This window comes from Castellaniella sp. GW247-6E4 (assembly GCF_040276065.1).
Classification (GTDB): Bacteria; Pseudomonadota; Gammaproteobacteria; order Burkholderiales; family Burkholderiaceae_B; genus Castellaniella.
Genome location: NZ_JBELOI010000003.1, coordinates 52528 through 73162, shown reverse-complemented (window position 1 = coordinate 73162; position 20635 = coordinate 52528). Strand labels below are relative to the sequence as shown.

General features: G+C 66.7%; 16 protein-coding genes and 1 pseudogene. 12 read left to right on the top strand and 5 right to left on the bottom strand.

Annotated elements, in window-relative coordinates:
- Positions 1-51: 51 nt before the first annotated feature.
- The 9 genes and pseudogenes from ABS761_RS05540 (at position 52) to ABS761_RS05500 (ending at position 10901) form a co-directional block, all read left to right on the top strand.
- Complete coding sequence (locus ABS761_RS05540; protein ID WP_350407121.1) at positions 52-1581, top strand: pseudouridine synthase; 1530 nt, start codon at positions 52-54, stop codon at positions 1579-1581.
- A 341-nt stretch (positions 1582-1922) separates the two neighbouring features.
- The gene (rimP, locus tag ABS761_RS05535; RefSeq protein ID WP_350407120.1) at positions 1923-2393 is read left to right on the top strand and encodes a ribosome maturation factor RimP; all 471 of its coding nucleotides are present in this window, start codon (positions 1923-1925) and stop codon (positions 2391-2393) included.
- Positions 2390-3871 carry a transcription termination factor NusA gene (nusA, locus tag ABS761_RS05530; RefSeq protein ID WP_350407119.1) on the top strand — a complete coding sequence of 494 codons (1482 nt, stop codon included), beginning with the start codon at positions 2390-2392 and terminating at the stop codon, positions 3869-3871. The genes rimP and nusA overlap by 4 nt, the downstream gene beginning before the upstream one ends.
- Before the next feature lie 63 nt (positions 3872-3934).
- The gene (gene infB, locus ABS761_RS05525; protein ID WP_350407118.1) at positions 3935-6781 is read left to right on the top strand and encodes a translation initiation factor IF-2; all 2847 of its coding nucleotides are present in this window, start codon (positions 3935-3937) and stop codon (positions 6779-6781) included.
- 20 nt (positions 6782-6801) lie between these two features.
- Positions 6802-7212, top strand: a complete 411-nt coding sequence (rbfA, locus tag ABS761_RS05520) for a 30S ribosome-binding factor RbfA (RefSeq protein WP_350407117.1) — start codon at positions 6802-6804, stop codon at positions 7210-7212.
- 34 nt (positions 7213-7246) lie between these two features.
- Complete coding sequence (gene truB, locus ABS761_RS05515; protein ID WP_350407116.1) at positions 7247-8002, top strand: tRNA pseudouridine(55) synthase TruB; 756 nt, start codon at positions 7247-7249, stop codon at positions 8000-8002.
- A complete protein-coding gene (gene typA / locus ABS761_RS05510) occupies positions 7999-9819 on the top strand; it encodes a translational GTPase TypA (protein ID WP_350407115.1) in 1821 nt (606 codons plus the stop codon). The genes truB and typA overlap by 4 nt, the downstream gene beginning before the upstream one ends.
- Before the next feature lie 23 nt (positions 9820-9842).
- Positions 9843-10427 (top strand): annotated as a pseudogene (locus ABS761_RS05505) (YqiA/YcfP family alpha/beta fold hydrolase); the annotation flags it as partial.
- 153 nt (positions 10428-10580) lie between these two features.
- Positions 10581-10901, top strand: coding sequence for a GNAT family N-acetyltransferase (locus ABS761_RS05500; RefSeq protein ID WP_350407268.1), 321 nt, complete (start codon positions 10581-10583; stop codon positions 10899-10901).
- A 190-nt stretch (positions 10902-11091) separates the two neighbouring features.
- Here the strand turns inward: ABS761_RS05500 and ABS761_RS05495 are convergent, their stop codons facing one another.
- From ABS761_RS05495 to ABS761_RS05485, 3 genes are all read right to left on the bottom strand, one after another.
- The gene (locus ABS761_RS05495; RefSeq protein ID WP_350407114.1) at positions 11092-11859 is read right to left on the bottom strand and encodes an ABC transporter ATP-binding protein; all 768 of its coding nucleotides are present in this window, start codon (positions 11857-11859) and stop codon (positions 11092-11094) included.
- A 26-nt stretch (positions 11860-11885) separates the two neighbouring features.
- Positions 11886-12677, bottom strand: coding sequence for a transporter substrate-binding domain-containing protein (locus ABS761_RS05490; RefSeq protein ID WP_350407113.1), 792 nt, complete (start codon positions 12675-12677; stop codon positions 11886-11888).
- Between the two features lie 111 nt (positions 12678-12788).
- Complete coding sequence (locus tag ABS761_RS05485) at positions 12789-13460, bottom strand: LOG family protein (protein WP_502881387.1); 672 nt, start codon at positions 13458-13460, stop codon at positions 12789-12791.
- On the opposite strand from ABS761_RS05485, the gene polA reads away from it, so the two are divergent.
- Positions 13459-16179, top strand: a complete 2721-nt coding sequence (polA, locus tag ABS761_RS05480) for a DNA polymerase I (protein ID WP_350407112.1) — start codon at positions 13459-13461, stop codon at positions 16177-16179. The genes ABS761_RS05485 and polA overlap by 2 nt on opposite strands.
- Positions 16180-16189: 10 nt before the next feature.
- Here the strand turns inward: polA and ABS761_RS05475 are convergent, their stop codons facing one another.
- Complete coding sequence (locus ABS761_RS05475; RefSeq protein ID WP_350407111.1) at positions 16190-17851, bottom strand: Na/Pi cotransporter family protein; 1662 nt, start codon at positions 17849-17851, stop codon at positions 16190-16192.
- 39 nt (positions 17852-17890) lie between these two features.
- Complete coding sequence (htpX, locus tag ABS761_RS05470) at positions 17891-18769, bottom strand: protease HtpX (protein WP_350407110.1); 879 nt, start codon at positions 18767-18769, stop codon at positions 17891-17893.
- A 91-nt stretch (positions 18770-18860) separates the two neighbouring features.
- Here htpX and ABS761_RS05465 point away from each other — a divergent pair, with 91 nt between their 5' ends.
- Positions 18861-19760, top strand: coding sequence for a DMT family transporter (locus ABS761_RS05465; RefSeq protein WP_350407109.1), 900 nt, complete (start codon positions 18861-18863; stop codon positions 19758-19760).
- 2 nt (positions 19761-19762) lie between these two features.
- Entirely contained in the window at positions 19763-20629 is an 867-nt protein-coding gene (locus ABS761_RS05460; RefSeq protein ID WP_350407108.1) for a sulfurtransferase, read from the top strand.
- Positions 20630-20635: the final 6 nt, after the last annotated feature.

Below are 20635 nucleotides of genomic sequence, written 5' to 3'. Positions count from 1 at the left end.
TACAACTTGAATCAGTCGATGGAATTGAAATCGAAGGAGCCCCTGGAGCCCATGACCTCAGACACCGAAGCGATGCCGAAGCCGGATCGCGACTCCACCCCGCAGACGTCCGCCCCGGAGTCCGCACGGGCGAAGGACGCGGCCGGCGCACCTCAACGCCAGCGCGGCCGCAAGCTGCGCACGCCCTTTCGCCGCCGGCGCGGCGACGCGGACGCGGTCGAATCCGGCAAGGCTCCCGTGGATGCGGCACCCGCCGTGGACGAGGGGTCCCACGAGGAGGCGGCACGCGCCTTGTCCTATCTAGAGCACTCGGCAAAGACCGCGCAGCATCTGGACAAATACCTCAATAGCGACGCCTTGCAGCCCAAGCTGCACAAGGTCCTGGCCGATGCGGGCGTCGGCTCGCGGCGCGACATGGAGGAACTGATCATCGCGGGCCGGGTGTCCGTCAACGGCGAGCCGGCTCACATTGGCCAGCGCATCGGCCCGGACGACAAGGTGCGCGTCAACGGCAAGCCCGTCAATCGCCCCAAGACGAACAAGCCGCCACGCGTCATTCTCTATCACAAACCGGCCGGCGAGATCGTCAGCCACGACGACCCCGGGGGGCGCGCCACCGTGTTCGCCCGCCTGCCCAAGATTCGTGGCAGCAAATGGCTGTCGGTCGGCCGCCTGGACCTCAATACCGAGGGGCTGCTGATCCTGACCACCTCGGGAGACTTGGCCAACCGCCTGTCCCATCCCCGCTACGGCGCGGAGCGCGAGTACGCGGTGCGCATCCTCGGCGAATTGAGTGCCGAGCAGCGGGACACGCTGATCGCGGGCGTTGCGCTCGAAGACGGCATGGCGCAGTTCGGCACGCTGGACTATCTCGGGGGCGAGGGCAGCAATCGCTGGTATCGCGTGACGCTCAGCGAGGGCCGCAATCGAGAGGTGCGCAGGATGTTCGAATCCCAGGGGGTGACGGTCAGCCGCCTGATCCGCACGCGTTTCGGCGATGTGGTCCTGCCCCCGGCCTTGCGCCGCGGCCGCTGGGAGGAGCTCCAGCCCGCCATGGTCGGCGCCCTGATGCTGCGCTTGGGTCTGATCCGCGAGGCCTCGGACGATGCGGGCCCGCTGCAGGAACGCCAGCCGCTTTCGTATGCCAGCGCGCTGCCGCCGGGCTTCGGGACGCCCGGCCAGAATGGCCAGAACGGCGCGCGCCTCAATCGCCGCGGCCGCGTCTCGGGCGGACGCTCGGGCGGTCTCGACCCGTTCACGCCGGGCCTGCTGATCAGCGGCGGCCTGGCCAACGGCCACCCTGAAGGCAACAAGCCCGGGAAGGGCGGGCAGGGTCGCAAGAAAGCCCCCAAGGCTGCTGCCCAGGGAGCGCCCGGCGCGGCCAAGCACGGCCCGGCGGCGGGCGGACGTAAACGCCCGGCCAAGGGTGGGGGGGCGGGGGCGGGCACCGGTCCCGCCAAGGCACCTCGAAAACCCGCCGGAAACCGCGCGCCCAGGGCGCGCGGTACGGGCCAGGGCGAGCGCCAGCCCAGCGGCGCGCACGCCCATGAATCGCAGCTTGGGCGGTTGGGCAGGCGGTGAATGAAAACCGCCGTGACAGGACACTATTCTGTTATAATGAAAGGCTTTACAGCCATTTGAGTTGTCGTGGTTGTGGACGGGCAGGCGGTTCTGAATGGCATAACAGTGATGAGTTATGCATGACTGAATGGCGTTTTCGGTAGGTCGAGTTTCTGGGTGGTGGATGGGTTGGGCCTCATGGCTTTTGGTGGCTGCCGTTTTCCAGGGCCCCGGTGGCTGACCCCTGGGCAGACTCGTCCCCGGGGGCTTTGCCGCCGAGACTGTTTTACAGACATGGCGTTGGCGGCCCCCTGGGGCTTATGACAAAGGGCTGGCCGGACAGCCCCTTTTTTTTGGAATTTATGGCGGATATCTTTGCGATCACCCAGCAGGCGATGCGGGGACTCGATATGGAACTGGTGGATGTGGAACGCGCCCCGCTGGGCCTGCTGCGCGTCACCATCGATCGTCCCGAGGGCGTGCGTATCGAGGATTGCGAGCAGGTGTCCCGGCAGTTATCACGTGTCTTCGAGGTCGAAGGCGTCGACTACCAGCGCCTCGAGGTCAGTTCGCCTGGCGTCGATCGGCCCTTGCGCCGTCTGGCCGACTATTTGCGGTTTGACGGGCAGCGCATCGAGATCCGCCTGCGCGAACCAGTCGATAACCGCAAGGTCTTCACCGGCGTCCTGCGGGTGGCGGACGCCGCCGAGCCCGCCCTGAGCCTGGAATATGAACCGCATCCGGGCCAGCCGCGGGTGCTTGAGTTTTCTTTTGACGATGTGGATCGGGCCAAGCTGGACCCGGTTCTTGATTTCAAAGGTAAGAAGCGATGAGTCGCGAAATTCTTCTATTGGTCGACGCCCTGGCGCGTGAAAAGAACGTCGAGCGCGAGGTCGTGTTCGGCGCCCTCGAGAGCGCCCTGGCATCGGCCATGAAAAAACGCTTCAAAGAAGACACCGACATTCGCGTGGCCATCGATCGCCAGACCGGCGAGCACGAGGGATTCCGCCGCTGGCTGGTGGTGCCCGACGAGGCTGGCCTCCAAGAGCCCGATCAGCAAGAGCTGCTCTCCGAGGCCCAGGAGCTCGTGCCCGGCATCCAAGAGGGCGAGTACATCGAAGAGCCTCTCGAGCCCGTCGAGTTCGGCCGCATCGGCGCGCAGGCGGCCAAGCAGGCGATCTTGCAAAAGATCCGCGACGCCGAGCGCGAGCAGGTGCTCAATGACTTCCTGGATCGGGGCGAAACCATTGTGTCGGGCACGGTCAAACGCCTGGACAAGGGCGATGCCATCATCGAGATCGGCAAGGTCGAGGCCCGGCTGCCGCGCACCGAGATGATCCCCAAGGAAAATATCCGGGCCGGCGATCGTGTGCGCGCCTGGGTCATGAAGGTTGATTACACCGCGCGCGGCCAGCAGGTCATCCTCTCGCGCACCGCGCCGGAATTCATCCGCGAGCTGTTCGAGAACGAGGTTCCCGAGATCGAGCAGGGCCTGCTCGAGATCAAGGCGGCGGCTCGCGATCCAGGCGTGCGTGCCAAGATCGCCGTCGTGGCCTACGACAAGCGCATCGACCCGATCGGCACCTGCGTGGGCATGCGCGGGTCGCGCGTCACCGCCGTGCGCAACGAGCTCGGCGGCGAACAGGTGGACATCGTGCTGTGGGCCGACGACCCGGCCGAATTCGTCATCGGCGCGCTGGCGCCTGCGCACGTGGTCTCCATTCTCGTCGACGAGGATCGGCACGCCATGGATGTCGTGGTCGACGAGGAAAATCTGCCCAAGGCGATCGGCGCGCGTGGACAGAATGTGCGCCTGGCTTCCGAACTCACCGGCTGGCAGATCAATATCATGACGCCCGAGGAGAGCCAGAACCGTCAGGACGAAGAGCGCACCACGCTGCGGCATACCTTCATTTCCAGGCTCGATGTGGACGAGGAGGTCGCCGACATCCTGATCGACGAGGGTTTCACCGGCCTCGAGGAGGTCGCCTACGTGCCGATGCAGGAGCTGCTCGAGATCGAGGCCTTCGACGAGGACACGGTCAACGAGCTGCGCACGCGGGCGCGCAATGCCTTGCTGACTGAGGCGATTGCCCACGAGGAACGCGTGCAGACCGCGCGCGATCTGCTTGAAATCAACGGCATGGATGCCGCGTTGGTGGCCAGGCTCGCCGAGCATGGCATCACGACGCTGGACGATCTGGCCGAGTTGGCCGCCGACGAACTGGCGGAAATGACGGATCTGCCGCAGGACGTCGCCAGCGACATGATCATGCAGGCAAGGGCGCATTGGTTCGAGGACGAGGCCTGATTCCGCCGCCGCCCGTCCACCCAGCGCCATTGTCCGAAATAGTAGTGATAAAGAGAGAGTCGAATGCCGAGTAACACCGTCGCTCAGTTTGCCGAAGAGCTGAACATGCCCGCTAACGTGCTGCTGGAACAATTCCGTTCGGCGGGCGTCGAGCTCGAATCGGTGGACGCCGGCGTGACCGACGCGGACAAGGCCGCCTTGCTCGAGGCCTTGCAGCGCTCACACGGCACCAGCCAGGGCAAGAAGCTCACCTTGACCCGCCGCCAGACCAGTGAAATCCATCAGGCGGATGGTTCGGGGCGTTCTCGCACCATCCAGGTCGAGGTCCGCAAGAAGCGCGTCTTCGTCAAGCGCGATCCGGCCGAATTGGTCGAGACTGCACGCGCCGAAGGCGCTGCCGCGCCCGAGGCCCCGGCGCCCGCCCAGGTGCCTGCCGAGCCCCAGGCCGAGGCCCCGGTGGCCACGCCGCCGGCCGCATCCGCGTCCGAACATGATGCCGCCCAGCCGGCGCCCGAGGCCCCCGTTGTGGTCGAGGCCGCCGCGCCCGACGAGGCCACCGTACCCGAGGCCGTTGAGGCGCTAGACGCCGCGCCGGCCCAACCCGCCGCCGAAGCGCCGGAATCGGAGCCCGCGCCTGCCGAGGCCGAGGCTACGGCCGATGCCGATGCCGATGCCGGGCCTGAGGCCGATGCCGGCGCCGCCGAGGTCACGCCGCCGGCCGCGCCGGTTTCGGCGCCGACGGCGGGTCGAGCCCGCCGCGCGGCCCCGGCCGCCGACCCCGAGCGCGACCGGGCGCGCCGCGCCGCCGAGGCCGAGGCCGCGGCCCTGCGCGAGATGCTCAGCCGTCCGCGCAAGGTCTTGCGCGCGCCCGAGCCCGAGGAGTCCAAGACCGGCACTCTGCACAAGCCCGCGGGCGCCAAGACGACCCCCAAGAAAGAAACCGAGGGCAAGAAAATCATCAAGACCGCGGATGTGTCCTCGAGCTGGGCCAATGACGGCGGACGCAAGAAGCCCGCCTCCAGGGCCGAGACGCTGTCGCCGGGCGCGGGGCGTGATGCCTGGCGCGCGGGCGGCAAGGGTCGGGGGGGCGGCAAGGGCCGTCAGGGTCGCCAGGGCCGCCAGCGCATCGAGCAAAACGAGGTGCAGCATGCCGAGTTCATCGCCCGCGAGGTCCACGTCCCAGAGACAATTTCCGTCGCGGATCTCGCGCACAAGATGGCTGTCAAGGCCGCCGAGGTCATCAAGCACTTGATGAAGCTCGGCCAGATGGTCACCATCAACCAGATTCTGGACCAGGAAACGGCCATGATCGTGGTAGAGGAGCTGGGTCATACCGCCATCGCCGCCAAGCTCGACGATCCGGAGGCTTTCCTCGAGGATGCCGAGTCGACCGAGACCGAAGCCCTGCCGCGCGCGCCCGTGGTGACCGTCATGGGCCACGTCGATCACGGCAAGACCTCGCTGCTGGACTACATCCGGCGCACCAAAGTGGCCACCGGCGAAGCAGGCGGCATCACGCAGCACATCGGTGCCTACAACGTCAAGACCGACCGGGGCATGGTGACCTTCCTCGATACCCCGGGTCACGAGGCCTTTACCGCCATGCGTGCGCGCGGCGCCCAGGCGACCGATATCGTGATCCTGGTGGTGGCCGCGGACGACGGCGTCATGCCGCAGACCAAGGAAGCCATCCACCACGCCAAGGCGGCCAACGTGCCCCTGGTGGTGGCGATCAACAAGATCGACAAGCCCGAGGCGAATCCCGAGCGCGTCAAGCAAGAGCTGGTGGCCGAGGAGGTCGTGCCCGAGGAGTACGGCGGCGACGTGCCTTTCGTGCCTGTGTCGGCCAAGACGGGCGCCGGCATCGACGAGTTGCTCGAGAACGTCCTGCTGCAGGCCGAAATTCTCGAACTCACCGCATCGGTGGACGCGCCCGCCAAGGGCATCGTCATCGAGGCGCGCCTGGACAAGGGGCGCGGCCCGGTGGCAACCATCCTGGTCCAGAGCGGTACGCTGCATCGCGGCGATGCGGTGCTGGCGGGCGTGGCCTTTGGCCGCGTGCGCGCCATGCTCAACGATACCGGCAAGCCCACGCAATCCGCCGGCCCGTCCACGCCGGTCGAGATCCAGGGCCTGGCCGAGGTCCCGGCGGCCGGCGACGAGGTCCTGGTTCTGGCCGATGAGCGCAAGGCGCGCGAGATCGCGCTGTTCCGCCAGGGCAAGTTCCGCGACGTCAAGCTCGCGCGCCAGCAGGCCGCCAAGCTCGAGTCCATGTTCGACAACATGGGCGAGGGTGCCCGCACGCTGGCCCTGATCGTCAAGACCGACGTGCAAGGCTCGCAAGAGGCCCTGGTGTCCTCCTTGCTGAAACTCTCCACCGACGAGGTCCGGGTGCAGGTCGTGCACGCGGCCGTGGGCGGCATCTCCGAGAGCGACGTCAACCTGGCCATCGCCTCGAACGCGGTCATCATCGGCTTCAACGTGCGCGCCGACCAGAGCGCCAAAAAGCTCGCCGAGACCAACGACATCGATCTGCGCTACTACAACATCATCTACGACGCGATCGATGATGTGCGCAATGCCCTCTCGGGCATGCTGGCACCGGAAAAACGCGAGGAAATCATCGGCCTGGTCGAGATTCGCGAGGTCTTCACCGTGTCGCGCGTGGGCAATATCGCGGGCTGCATGGTGCTCGAGGGCCTGGTGCGACGCGATTCCCAGGTTCGCCTGCTGCGCAACCACGTCGTGCACTGGAGCGGTTCGATTGATTCCTTGCGTCGCTTCAAGGACGATGTCAAGGAGATCAAGTCTGGCTTCGATTGCGGGATCACGCTCAAGGGCAACAACGATATCCAGGTCGGCGACCAGCTCGAGATCTTCGAGATCAAGGAGGTCGCCCGGACGCTGTAGTCCGTCCGGACGCTATCGATATGGCTCGTCATAAACCCAAATCCAATCCCGGCCGCAATACGCGCTTGGCCGACCAGATCCAGAAGGATCTGGCCGGCCTCGTCCAGCGCGAACTGGACGTCGCACGCGTGGGGCTGATCACGCTGACCGGGGTGGATCTGACGGCCGACTATGCCCATGCCAAGGTGTATTTCACCGTGCTGGGCGCCGAGCCCGAGGCCGCGTCCCAGGCACTCAACGAAAAGGCCGGCTGGCTGCATTCCCAGCTCTTCAAGCTGTTGCACATCCATACGGTGCCGACCCTGCGCTTTCTGCACGATGCGCAGTTGGCGCGTGGCATCGAATTGTCCCAACTGATCGATCGGGCCAATCGCCCGCATGCGGGCGCCTCGGGAATCCCCGAGCTCGAAGACCCCGACGGCGAGCCCTGACGGGCTGTCGTCTCCACCCTGGACGGATTGAACGATGGCATCCCGACGCGGGCAGTTGCTCGACGGCGTCCTGTTGCTGGACAAACCCGAAGGCCTGTCCAGCAACCATGCCCTGCAGCGTGCCAAGCGCGCGGTCGACGCGCGCAAGGCCGGTCATACCGGCACCCTGGATCCTTTTGCGACAGGCTTGCTGTTGTGCTGCTTCGGCCGTGCGACCAAGATCTCGAGCGCCATGCTCGAGGCCGACAAGACTTACCTGGCGACGCTGGCTTTCGGCGAGGAAACCGATAGCGGTGACTGTACTGGCGTCGTGACCCGGCGTGCGCCCGAGGATTTCGAGGGTGTCGCGCGCGATCGGCTCGAGGAGGTGCTGGCGCAGTTTCGCGGCCCCATCGAGCAGGTGCCGCCGATGATCTCGGCGCTCAAGCGCGACGGCAAGCCGCTATATGAGTACGCGCGCCAGGGTATCGAGCTGGAGCGCCCCGCGCGCCGTGTGACCATCCACGCGCTGGACCTGCTCTCCTGCGATCCCCGGCAGGCCCTCGTGCAGGTGGATTGCAGCAAAGGCACCTACATCCGCACCCTCGCGCAGGACATCGGCCGCGCCCTGGGATGCTATGCCCACTTGGCGGTCCTGCGCCGCACCCGGGTCGGCCCTTTCGACATCGAGCGCTCGATCGGACTTGACGCCTTGCAGACCATGGAGGCGCCGCAATCGGCGCTGATCCCCTTACACGCACTGCCGGCCCCTTTGTTGCCGGCGGTCATCAAACCAGAGGACTCCGCATGAAACGCGCTTTGCGTAACGTGGCCATCATCGCCCACGTCGACCACGGCAAAACCACTCTCGTCGATCAACTCCTGCGACAGTCGGGCACTTTCCGTGAAAACCAGCAGGTCTCCGAACGGGTCATGGATTCGGGGGACATCGAACGCGAGCGCGGGATCACCATCCTCGCCAAGAACTGCGCGGTCGAGTACGAGGGCACCCACATCAATATCATCGACACCCCGGGCCACGCCGACTTCGGCGGCGAGGTCGAGCGCGTGCTGTCCATGGTCGATGGTGTGTTGCTGCTGGTCGACGCGGTTGAAGGCCCCATGCCGCAGACCCGTTTTGTCACCCGCAAGGCACTGGCCCTGGGCCTCAAGCCCATCGTCGTGGTGAACAAGGTCGACCGCCCGGGTGCGCGTCCCGACTATGTGGTCAATGCGACATTCGATCTGTTCGACAAGCTCGGCGCGACCGAGGAGCAGCTCGATTTCCCCGTGATCTATGCCTCGGGCCTGTCGGGCTACGCCGGCCTCAGCAACGACGTGCGCGAGGGCGACATGCGCCCCTTGTTCGATGCCATCCTGCGCCACGTGCCGCAGCGCGACGACGACCCCGACGCCCCCTTGCAGATGCAGGTCATCTCGCTGGACTACAGCAGCTATGTGGGCAAGATCGGCGTGGGCCGCATCAACCGCGGGCGCTTGCACACCGGCCAGGACGTGCTCGTCAAGTTCGGGCCCGAGGGCGATCCGATCAAGGGCCGCGTCAACCAGGTGCTGAAGTTCAAGGGCCTGGACCGCGAACTGGTCGACCACGCCGAGGCCGGCGACATCGTGCTGATCAACGGTATCGAGGACATCGGCATCGGCTGCACCCTGGTGGATCCGGCCGTACCCGAGGCGCTGCCGCTGCTGCGCATCGACGAGCCCACGCTGACCATGAACTTCATGGTCAACACCTCGCCGCTGGCCGGCCGCGAAGGCAAGTTCGTCACCAGCCGCCAATTGCGCGACCGCCTCGAGCGTGAGCTCAAGTCCAACGTGGCCCTGCGCGTCAACGATACGGATGACGACACGGTGTTCGAGGTGTGCGGGCGTGGCGAACTGCATTTGACCATTCTGCTCGAGAACATGCGGCGCGAGGGCTACGAGCTCGCCGTATCCCGGCCACGAGTCATGATCAAGGAGATCGATGGCGTGCGCCAGGAGCCCTACGAGCTGCTGACCGTGGATGTCGAGGACAGCCACCAGGGCGGTGTGATGGAGGAACTCGGCCGTCGCAAGGGCGATCTGCTCGACATGCAGGCCGACGGGCGCGGCCGCACACGCCTGGAATACCGCATCCCCGCGCGCGGCCTCATCGGTTTTCAGGGTGAATTTCTGACGCTGACGCGCGGCACCGGGCTGATAAGCCATATTTTCGACAGCTATGGCCCCATGCGCGAGGGCGGCGTGGGCGAGCGCCGAAACGGCGTGCTGATCAGCCAGGACGATGGTACGGCCGTGGCCTATGCGCTCTGGAAGCTGCAAGAGCGCGGTCGCATGTTCGTCTCGCCCCAGGACCCGGTGTACGAGGGCATGATCATCGGCATCCATTCGCGCGACAACGACCTGGTGGTCAATCCGATCAAGGAAAAAAAGCTCACCAACGTGCGCGCCTCCGGCAAGGACGAGCACATCGACCTGGTGCCGCCCATCGAGATGAGCCTGGAGTACGCCGTCGAATTCATCGCCGACGACGAACTGGTCGAGGTCACGCCGAAGTCCATCCGTCTGCGCAAGCGCTATCTGCAGGAGCACGAACGCCGTCGCAGCCTGCGCGAATCCGCCTGAGCCGCCCCGCCACGAGTCCGGCCATGATCCTCTACCTGCATGGGTTCCGTTCCTCGCCACAGTCCCACAAGGCGCGCCTGATGGCGGCGGCCCTGGCCGCACGAGGGCTCGACGGACAGTGGTGGTGCCCCCAATTACCGGCCAGCCCGCGCGCGGCCCTGGCCCAGGCCCTGGCACGGGCCGAGCAATGGCTGGCGGCCGGCGGGCGTCGCGAGGACCTGGCGGTCATCGGCTCGTCCTTGGGGGGGTTCTACGCCACCTGGCTCGCCGAGCGCCTGGGATGCCGGGCCGTTGTGCTCAATCCGGTCGTCCATGCGGCCCGGGACCTGGCGACCCAGGTTGGATCGCACCGGACCTTCCATGGCGACGCGCCATTCGAATTCCTGCCGGACTACGTCCAGGAACTGGCGCAGGCCGAGGCCGAGATTCCCGTGCTATCGGATCCGGCGCGTTATTTCCTGGTGGCCGCCACCGGCGACGAGGTTCTGGATTGGCGCGAGATGCGGGCTCGCTACGCGGGGTCCCGCCAGCGGATCATCGAGGGCAGCGACCACGGACTTGCGGATTTCGCCGATTGGCAGCCCGAGGTGCTGGCGTTCGCGCTTGGGCTGGAGGACGCGGCGGACATTGATCGACCGGACGGGAGTGCGCGGCGCGTGGCGACGGGTTTATGGGAGGACCTGGGTCCGCAGGCTTCGCGCATCCGCAGCGAGGTCTTCGTCCACGAGCAGGATGTCCCGCTCGAGCTTGAGCTCGACGGGATGGATGCGCAGTGTGTCCATGCCATCGCCTATGCCGCCGACGGGCGCCCCATGGGCACGGGGCGCTTGCTGCCTGACGGCCATATCGGCCGCATGGCGGTGCGCAAGCCCTGGCGAGGCCAGGGGGTCGGCGCGGCCCTATTGGCCGCCCTGGTGGATGAAGCCCGCCGGCGCGGTGACGAGGAAGTCATCCTCGCCGCGCAGTTGCGGGCGCGGCCCTTCTATGCTCGCCATGGTTTTGTGGAGGAGGGCCCGACGTTCATGGAGGCGGGCATCCCCCACGTGCTGATGCGGCGCCGGCTCACCGGCCCCGCAGAGTGACGAGCTTGCCGTTTTGCCATTGCGCGAAACCGAAGGTCGTTGGGCCGCCATGGCTTTCCTTGCTCCAGTCCGGAGGCGGATCGACGCCGGGCGCGTAGTGACCCAAAGAGTAGAGCGCGTCTCTCGCCAGCTGGAGCTGCGTGCGAACAGCAAGGTCGCCGCCCGTTGACGCAGGCTCGGGCATCGGGCCCTACTTCAGATTGCCGGACAAAAATTGCCGCAGCCGCGGGCTTTGCGGATTGTCGAAGACCTCTGATGGCGGGCCGACCTCCTCGGCCCGCCCCTGGTGCAGGAACATGACCTGGGAGGCCAGGTTGCGGGCGAATCCCATTTCATGCGTGACCACCAGCATGGTGCGGCCTTCCTCGGCGAGTTTCTGCATCACCCTGAGGACCTCGCCGACCAGTTCGGGGTCCAGGGCCGAGGTGGGCTCGTCGAACAGCATGACCTCGGGCTCCATCGCCAGCGCGCGGGCAATCGCCACGCGCTGCTGCTGTCCGCCCGACAGCGAGGATGGGTACTGCGTCTCGAGGTTGGACGACAGGCCCACCTTGGCCAGGTAATGGCGCGCGCGCTCGATCGCCTCGGCCCGCCCGACCTTCAGCACCTGGATCGGCGCTTCGGTCACGTTGCCCAGCACGTTCATGTGGGCCCAGAGGTTGAAGTGCTGGAAAACCATCGCCAGTTTCGAGCGTAGCCGGCGCAATTGATCCAGGTCCGCCACGTGGGGCTCGCCGCGCTTGTCGGTGACGATTCTGAGCGTTTCGCCGTTGAGCGAGACGGTGCCCTGGTCGGGTTTTTCCAGGAAATTGATGCATCGCAGGAGAGTCGATTTCCCCGATCCGCTGGACCCCAGGATGCAGACCACGTCGCCCGCGTCGGCCGTCAGGGAGACGCCCTTGAGGACCTCGTTGTCGCCGTAGCGTTTGTGAATGTTTTGGACGTCGAGTGTGGGCATGTGTGAGCGATGGGGCCTGGACCGGGCTACCGGGCGCCGGGAAACGCAATATTGCCCTCGGCGAAATACTTCCGGGCGTAGCCTTGGAGGGTGCCGTCGGCCAGCATGGATTCCAGCGCTCGGTCGACCTCGACCTTGAGCGGGTTGCCCTTGCGGATGCCCATCGCGATCGGCTGGTTGAGGATCGGCGAGTCCAGCGGCGAGGCGACCAGTTCGAAATTGGCGCCCTCGGGCTTGTTCAAGAAACCATCGACCGCGCTTTGCGCCTCCTGGAAGGTGGCGTCCAACCGTCCCGAGGCCATGGCCACGAAGGCATTGGTATGGCTGGGATACGAGACGATCTCGACACCCTGGGGCGCCCATTCCTGGCGCGCGTAGGTTTCCATGGTGGTGCCCTGTTGGACGCCGACGCGCTTGCCCTTGAGGGACTGTGCCGTAGGCTGCAGGCCACTGCCTTTGCGGACCATGAGCTTGACCTGCACGATGTACATGGGCGTGGAAAAGTCGATGATCTTGCGGCGGGCGTCGGTGGCGGTCATGGTCGCGTTGACCAGATCGAACTTATGGGCCTGCAGGCCGGGGATCAGGCTGTCAAAGGGTTGATCGACCCACGCGCATTCGCGGGCCAATCGTTTACAGACCTCGTTGCCGATGTCGATATCGAAGCCCGCGAGCTGGCCATCGGTGTCGCGGTACTCGAACGGCGGGTAGTCCGGCTCGGTGGCGATCTTCAGTGTCTGTGCATCCTGCGCGGCACCCGTGGCGGGGATCAGGCCCGCGATGGCGAGTAGCGCGGCGCCCAGCATGGTGCTCTTCATGGTTGGACCTCCGGAGTGACCGGGCGCGCGCATGCCGCACCGCCCGTGGCAAGGCGCGGTCTTGAACCCGGGACCCCGCCTCGTCGCATCATGATGACCCCTGTCGGCGCTTTACTCAGGCAGGGCGGGCTCGCGGTTGGGCTCGATCTGCGCGGCCTCCTGGACGAGCCGCATGACCTCGTCCAGATCGTCCGTCATCAGAATCAGGTCGAGATCGTAGGGGCTGACCATGCCGTGGGTCAGGAGTTGATCGCGCACCCAGCCCATCAGGCCCGACCAGAATTCGACGCCGACCAGAATGATGGGCGCGGGGGGCTGCTTGAGCGTCTGGACCAGTGTGATGGCCTCGAAGACCTCGTCCAGTGTGCCGAATCCTCCGGGCAAGACCACGTAGGCCAGGCTGTGCATGAAGAACGATGCCTTGCGCGAGTTGAAGTACTCGAAATGGAGGCTGTCGGTCTGGTAGGGGTTGTCGCGCTTTTCGCGCGGCAGGCGGATGTTCAGGCCGACGCTGCGCCCTCCAGCCTCGAAGGCGCCGCGGTTGGTGGCCTCCATCAGGCCGGGGCCGCCGCCGGCGATCACCGGCAGGCCGAGTTGGGCGATGCGCGCTCCGACCTCGAGCCCGAGGTCGTAAAAGGGGTGGCCGCGGGGAATGCGGGCGCTGCCGAAAACACTGACGCCCAGGCCGATATGTCGAAAAGCCTGAGCTGCCGTGCTCATCTCTGAGATAATCGTTGGAATCTGTTGTTCTGCGGATATCCGTGTCGTTTTATTGTTAGCCATGAAAAAAACCTTGTTGCTGGTGGATGGGTCGAGCTATCTGTATCGCGCATACCACGCGATGCCTGATTTGCGCAATGCGCGAGGGGAGCCGACCGGGGCCCTGTATGGCGTCATCTCCATGTTAAGGAGGCTCCTTGAGGATTACAAGGATAGGGCGGATTATGGCGCATGTGTGTTTGATGCGCCCGGCGGCTCCTTTCGCGAGGTCCTGTATCCCGAGTACAAGGCCAACCGCCCGTCCATGCCCGAGGATCTCAGGGCGCAGGTCGCGCCCATCCACGAGGCCGCCGCGGCCCTGGGATGGACGGTGATCGTGCAGCCGGGCGTCGAGGCGGACGACGTGATCGGCACCCTGGCCCGGCAAGCCAGCGGCGAGGGCTTCCACACCATCATCTCGACCGGTGACAAGGACTTGGCCCAACTCGTTGATGAGCACGTCGAACTCATCAACACCATGTCGGGCGAGCGCCAGGACATCGAGGGCGTCGTGCGCAAGTTCGGCGTGCCGCCCGAACGCATCGTCGAATTCCTGATGCTGACGGGCGATACGATCGACAACGTACCCGGCGTGGACAAGGTCGGCCCCAAGACCGCGGCCAAGTGGCTCTCGTCCTACGGCGACATCGAGACGCTGATCGCCCGGGCCGGCGAGATTAAGGGCGTGGCGGGGGAAAACCTGCGCGCGGCCCTGCCTAATTTTCCCCTGACCCGCGACTTGCTGACCATCCGGCTGGATTGCGAACTGCCCGAGGGCATGCGGCCGTCGGCCCTGAGTTTCAGGGCGCCCGACCACGATACCTTGTTGCGCCTCTACGAGGCCTATGGCTTTCGCTCGTGGCTGCGCGAGGCCACTGGCGACCCGCAGCGCATACCGGCGCAGGACGCCCGCGTCGCCCCGCAGGTCGAGGCGCCCGCCGAGATCAAGTACGAGACCGTGCTTGACCTCCCGGCCCTGGAACGCTGGGTCGAGCGTATCCGTGGGGCCGCGCTCGTGGCAATGGACACCGAAACCACCAGCCTGGATCCGATGGCCGCGCGCCTGGTGGGCATTTCCCTATCCGTCGAGGCCGGCCGCGCCTGCTACATCCCCGTCGGGCATCGTGGCCCGGGCGCGCCGGTGCAACTGGCCCGGGCCCTGGTCCTCGAGCGGCTGCGGCCTTGGCTCGAGGACCCCGAGGCGGCCAAGCTCCTGCATCACGCGAAGTACGATGCGCACGTCCTGGCCAACGAGGGGGTGGCCCTGCGCGGCGTCCAGCACGACACGATGCTGCAGGCCTACGTGCTCGAATCCCACCGGCGCGTCAACCTGCAGGAACTCGGCCAGCGCTGGCTGGGCGTGACCGGCACGACCTACGAGGACCTGTGCGGCAAGGGCGCCCGGCAGATCGGCTTCGATGAGGTCGACCTCGAGCGTGCGGCGCATTACGGGGCCGAGGATGCGGACTTCACCCTTCGCCTGCATGAGGTCCTGTATCCCAAGGTCAGCGCCGACGAGGGCCTGGAGCGCACGTATCGCCTCGAGATCGAGACCTCGGACGTCCTGACCACGGTCGAGCGCAACGGAGTGGCCATCGACGCCGGTGCCCTGGCGACACAGAGCCATGAGCTGGGCCAGCAGATGATTGTGCTCGAGGGCGAGGCGCACGCCCTGGCTGGACAGCCCTTCAACCTGAACTCGCCCAAGCAACTGGGCGAGATCCTGTTTCAGCGCATGCAACTGCCGGTGCTGCGCAAGACGGCCGGCGGCGCGCCGTCCACCGACGAGGAGGTGCTCAGCCGCCTGGCGGCGGACTATCCCCTGCCTCGTTTGCTGCTCGAGTACCGCGGCCTGGCCAAGCTCAAGTCCACCTACACCGACAAGCTGCCGCGCATGGTCGATCCCCGCAGCGGGCGGGTGCATACTCGCTATGCGCAGGCGGCGGTCATCACCGGCCGCCTGGCCTCTTCGGATCCCAATCTGCAGAACATTCCCGTGCGCACGGCTGAGGGGCGCCGGGTGCGCACCGCCTTCGTCTCCAGCCTGGGGCGAATCGTCTCGGCCGATTATTCGCAGATCGAACTGCGCGTCATGGCGCACGTGTCGGGCGACGAAAACCTGCGGCGGGCGTTTGCCGAGGGCCTGGACATTCACCGCGCCACCGCGGCCGAGGTGTTTGGCCTGTCCCTGGACGAGGTCGGCGCCGAACAGCGCCGGGCCGCCAAGGCGATCAATTTCGGCCTGATCTACGGAATGGGTGAATTCGGCCTGGCCTCGAACCTGGGTATCACGCGCGCGGCGGCGAAGTCCTACATCGACCGCTATTTCATGCGCTATCCGGGTGTGGCGCAATACATGGATCGCATCCGCAAGCAGGCCCGTGAGCAGGGCTACGTGCAGACCGTGTTCGGGCGCCGGCTGCACTTTCCCGAGCTGTCCGCCGGCGCCAAGGGGCCGCGGGCGGCGGCGGCCGAGCGCGCCGCCATCAATGCGCCCATGCAGGGCACGGCGGCCGATTTGATCAAGATGGCCATGGTCGCGGTGCAACGCTGGTTGAGCGCCGAGGGCCTGCGCAGCCTGATGGTGATGCAGGTGCATGACGAGCTGGTGTTCGATGCGGTCGAGGACGAGGTTGAACGCTTGCGCGAGCGCGTGCCGGTCTTGATGGCTGGCGTGGCCGAGCTGGCCGTGCCGCTGGTGGCCGAGGTCGGGGTCGGCGCGAACTGGGGCGAGGCTCACTGAGCCTGAGCCCTCAGGGCGCGGGATCGCGCAGGCGGTTGGGGCGCAACTCGCCGTGGCGCTCGAGGACGGGGTAGGCCGAGGCGTTGATCAGGTAGGCGTTCACGCCGCCGGCATCGCGCAGGATGTCGAGGTAAAAGGCACCGACGTCGGCGGCCTCCAGGCGACCCACCTGGATGCGCTCGATGTGGCGCTGTGTTGCCTCGGCCTCGAGTGTGCGGAAATAATCCTTTTCGTAAGCGAGGCGCCGCGCGGTTTCGCGGTCGCCCGAGACGAACAGGGCGGCCGCCTGCTGCAGGTTGCGCCGTATGCGCTCCAGGGTGGCATCCAGTTCCGTTCGCTGAGCCGGGTCGAGGAGCCAGTGCTTACGGCGCAATTGCGCCGCGTGGCCCAGCAGCCCCATGCCCGACAGGCTGGCGGCGTGGGAGATGTTCATGGAAAAGGTCAGGATGGTCTTCAGGTATTGCTGGTCGTCCTGGCTGAGGGTTTCCTGGTCGAGTTTGGCCAGATAGCCGGTGATCGACTGGTCGAGTTGGTCGATGGCGTTGTTCAGGTATCGGGCGTGGCTACCGGCCTGTACATTCTCGCTCAGCAGGGCCTCGCGCGTGGATTGCAGGGACTCCTGGAACAGATCGGTCAGGCGCAGGGCTTCGCGCGCGGCCTGACCCAGCGCCACCGCCGGAACCTCGCGGGCCGAAACCTCCAGATAGATCGGCCGCGCGGGATCATTGGGATCGCTGCGCTGCGGCAGCAGGTGCGTGAGCAGGCGCGCATAGGGACGCAGCAAGGGCATGAAACAGGCGGCGGCCAACACGTTGAACAGGACATGGAAATTGGCCACGGCGTGGGCGGGATCGTCGCCGAGCAGGCCCATGAGGTCCGGGGCCCAGGGCAGCGCCGCGGCGCCCAGCAGGCAACCGACCAGGCGGGTGCCGAGGTTGCCCAGGGGCAGGCGGCGCGAGGCCGGGTTGTTGTCGCTGACACCCTCGAGGACCGGGTTGACGGCTGTTCCGAGATTTGCGCCCAGGACCAGCGCGTAGGCGAGCGCCGGCTGCACCAGCCCGTGGTGTGCCAGCGACATGATCAGGATCACGACGGCCACGCTCGAGTGCGAGGCCCAGGCCAGGGCGGCGGCGGCGGCCAGCGCGATCACCGGCGTCTGTTCCAGCGCCTGCAGGGCGACCGCCAGCAGCGGCGCGTTCTGCAGGGGTTCGAACATTGTCACCAACTGGTCGAGGGCAAGCAGCAGCAGCCCCAGGCCCACCAGCGTGCGACCCAGGTCGTGGGCGCGGCCCGGCGCGTGGCGGCGGAACATCCAGACGCCGACGAGGATCAATCCGGGGGCCAGGAAGGTCGGATTGAAGGACAGCACCTGGACGATCAGGGTCGTGCCGACATTGGCGCCGAGCATGGCGGCCAGGCCCGGCACCAGGTTCACCAGCCCCGTCGAGGCCAGGTTCGTGACCATCAGGCCGGTGGCGGTGCTGCTCTGGATGGCCGCCGTGATGGCCAACCCGGTCAGGAAGGCGCGCGGCGGATGGCCCATAGCGCGGGCGAGCCAGATTCCCAGCGCCTTGCCATAGGCGCGCTGCACGCCGGTCTGCACCATGTGCACGCCCCAGAGCAGCAGGGCGACATAGCCGCCGAAACCGAGGATGACCTGGAGTTCCCTCATTGGATTCGTCAAGTGGCGGGCCGCGGGCGGCCGGCGGGGTTACTGATTACGCAGTTGGCGCAGGGCTTCGATGCGGGCTTCAATGGGGGGGTGCGAGGCAAGCAGGGCGCCGATCGCGCCCCCCGCGATGCCCGAGGCCTGGAAGGACTTGGGCAGCTCGCCCGCCTGCAGGCCGCCCAGCCGGGCAAGCGCCTGGATCATCGGCTCGCGCGCGCCCAGCAGGCGGGCGGAGCCAGCGTCCGCGCGGAATTCACGCCGCCGCGAGAACCAGGCGACGATGATCGAGGCCAGGATGCCGAAGAAGATCTCGCAGGCGATGACGGTGAGGTAATAGCCCATGCCCACGCCGCGATCATTCTTGAGGATCGCGCGGTCGACGAAGTAGCCGACGATGCGCGAGAGGAAGATCACGAAGGTATTGACCACGCCCTGGATCAGGGTCAGGGTCACCATGTCGCCGTTGGCGATGTGGGCGATCTCATGGCCCAGCACCGCGGCGACCTCCTCCTCGCTCATGGACGACAGCAAGCCGGTCGAGACCGCCACCAGCGAATCGTTGCGAAAGGCGCCGGTGGCAAAGGCGTTGGGTGCGCCCTCGTAGATGGCCACCTCGGGGCGGCCGATTCCGGCCCGATCGGCGAGCTGGTGCACCGTGTCCACCAGCCAGGCCTCGCGGGTGTTGCGCGGCGCACGCGGGTCGATGACCTGGGCGCCGGTGCTCATTTTCGCCATCCACTTGCTGGTCAGCAGCGAGATGAACGCGCCGACGAACCCGATCATGCCGGAAAAGATCAGCAACTGGACCGGGTCGATGCCGTTGGCGGTGAGATAGCGGCCGACGCCCAGGATATTCATGGTGATGCTGAGCACCAGCATGACGGCCAGGTTGGTCGCCAGGAACAGGACGATTCTTTTCATGAAGTGAAACCCCGCGGGAGGACAATGACGCGATAGCCAAAGTGTATAGTATCGACTTCCTGGTTTGTGTTCTCCGCGACGTACGACGAGCATGCAGTCATTGTGGATGTTGTTGGCGTGCGCCATGTTCGCGATCATGGGCGCGTTTGTGAAGGTGGCTGCGGACCTGGGGGCGAGCCTGCCTGAAATCGTCCTGTTTCGCGGAATCCCTTCGGTACTGCTGCTGCTGGTCTGGGCGCGGGCCACCCGGCGCACGTTGCGGCCGCGCAACTGGCGGCTGCACGTCTGGCGCAACGTCAGCGGCATCGCCTCCATGTGGCTGGGCTTTTTTGCGCTGGCGCGCTTGCCCTTGCCCACCGCCGTCAGCCTGAACTACACGGCGCCCCTGTTCATCGCCGGCTGGATGCTGATCTGGGGCGGATCGCAGCGCGATCCGGTGCGCATCCTGGCGGTGCTGGCCGGTTTTCTGGGGGTCCTGGGCGTGTTGCGCCCCAGTGTCGAGCGCGACCAGTGGTTCGCCGCCTTGATGGGGCTGGGCGCGGGCGCGCTCGCGGCGGTGGCCATGATGCAGATCCGCGAGCTCGGGCGGCTGGGCGAGGCCGAGTGGCGCACGGTGCTGCTGTTTTCCGTTGGTGTGCTTGCGAGCGGACTGACCGGACAGAGTATCCTTGGCTGGCGCGTGCTGGACGCGCAGACGATCGGCGCGCTGACGGTGCTGGGTGGCGCCGGCTTGATCGGGCAATTGGCGATGACCCGGGCCTTCGGCCTGGGCTCGACGCTGTTGACGGCGGCGCTGCAGTACACCACCATCATCTTTGCCGCCCTGATCGGGGTCGTATTCTGGGGCGATCATCCCGCGATCCTCGCCTGGGCCGGCATGGCCTTGATCATCGGATCGGGCCTGTTGTCGATCTGGCGCACGTACACCGAAGGGCGGGTCTTGCGCGGTGTCGATCCGTCCCCATCAACGAACACCCAGGAGGTGCGATAGCCATGAATACCTTATTGATCCAAGCCGACGAGCTGCGCGAGCGGCTGGCCAGGCCCGGCTGCCTGGTATTCGATGTGCGCCACGACCTGGCCGATCACCAGGCGGGCCGGCGGGCCTACGAGGCCGGGCACATCCCGGGCGCGCTTCACCTGGACCCTGAAACCCAGCTCAGCGCGCCACGCACGGGCCGTAACGGCCGCCATCCGCTGCCTGAGCGCGGCGAGTTCGCCGCCCTGATGCGCTCGCAGGGCCTGACCGCGCGTACCGATGTGGCGGTCTATGACGGCGGCAACGGCATGTTTGCCGCCCGCCTGTGGTGGATGCTGCGCTGGCTGGGACACGAGGCGGTGGCGGTGCTCGACGGGGGCTGGGCGGCGTGGCTGGCCGCTGGGGGCGAGTCGCAGGCCGGCTGGCGCGATCCCGCCCTGAGCGAGGCCCAGGCCATCCAGGGCACCGCGCTCGCGGGCAAGCCCTCGATGCCCCAAGTGGATGCGCGCGCGGTGCTGGCCAACCTGGACGAGCCGCGCTTCACCGTCCTGGATGCCCGGGCCCCCGACCGCTACAGCGGCGAGGCCGAGACCATCGACCCGGTAGGCGGGCATATTCCGGGCGCGCTCAACCGGCCGTTCCAGGACAACCTGGACTTCGACGGGCGCTTCAAGTCCGCAGCGCGCCTGCGCGCCGAATTCGAAGCCCTGCTGGGCGACCGCCTGGACCATGGCGTGGTCCATCAGTGTGGCTCGGGCATCACGGCCTGCCACAATCTGCTCGCCATGGAGTTGGCCGGCCTGAGGGGCTCGGCCCTATATCCGGGCTCCTGGAGCGAATGGTGCAGCGATCCGGCGCATCCCGTGGCCCGGGACGCGTGATCCGGA

Bases quoted from the DNA above. Each gene is read 5' to 3' on its own strand.
- ABS761_RS05460 (WP_350407108.1), top strand. From the start codon at position 19,763: ATGAATACCTTATTGATCCAAGCCGACGAGCTGCGCGAGCGGCTGGCC.
- ABS761_RS05540 (WP_350407121.1), top strand. From the start codon at position 52: ATGACCTCAGACACCGAAGCGATGCCGAAGCCGGATCGCGACTCCACC.
- ABS761_RS05495 (WP_350407114.1), bottom strand. From the start codon at position 11,859: ATGCCCACACTCGACGTCCAAAACATTCACAAACGCTACGGCGACAAC.
- ABS761_RS05475 (WP_350407111.1), bottom strand. From the start codon at position 17,851: ATGAGGGAACTCCAGGTCATCCTCGGTTTCGGCGGCTATGTCGCCCTG.
- typA (WP_350407115.1), top strand. From the start codon at position 7,999: ATGAAACGCGCTTTGCGTAACGTGGCCATCATCGCCCACGTCGACCAC.
- htpX (WP_350407110.1), bottom strand. From the start codon at position 18,769: ATGAAAAGAATCGTCCTGTTCCTGGCGACCAACCTGGCCGTCATGCTG.
- ABS761_RS05490 (WP_350407113.1), bottom strand. From the start codon at position 12,677: ATGAAGAGCACCATGCTGGGCGCCGCGCTACTCGCCATCGCGGGCCTG.
- rbfA (WP_350407117.1), top strand. From the start codon at position 6,802: ATGGCTCGTCATAAACCCAAATCCAATCCCGGCCGCAATACGCGCTTG.
- nusA (WP_350407119.1), top strand. From the start codon at position 2,390: ATGAGTCGCGAAATTCTTCTATTGGTCGACGCCCTGGCGCGTGAAAAG.
- ABS761_RS05500 (WP_350407268.1), top strand. From the start codon at position 10,581: ATGGATGCGCAGTGTGTCCATGCCATCGCCTATGCCGCCGACGGGCGC.
- polA (WP_350407112.1), top strand. From the start codon at position 13,459: ATGAAAAAAACCTTGTTGCTGGTGGATGGGTCGAGCTATCTGTATCGC.
- rimP (WP_350407120.1), top strand. From the start codon at position 1,923: ATGGCGGATATCTTTGCGATCACCCAGCAGGCGATGCGGGGACTCGAT.
- truB (WP_350407116.1), top strand. From the start codon at position 7,247: ATGGCATCCCGACGCGGGCAGTTGCTCGACGGCGTCCTGTTGCTGGAC.
- ABS761_RS05465 (WP_350407109.1), top strand. From the start codon at position 18,861: ATGCAGTCATTGTGGATGTTGTTGGCGTGCGCCATGTTCGCGATCATG.
- ABS761_RS05485 (WP_502881387.1), bottom strand. From the start codon at position 13,460: ATGGCTAACAATAAAACGACACGGATATCCGCAGAACAACAGATTCCA.
- infB (WP_350407118.1), top strand. From the start codon at position 3,935: ATGCCGAGTAACACCGTCGCTCAGTTTGCCGAAGAGCTGAACATGCCC.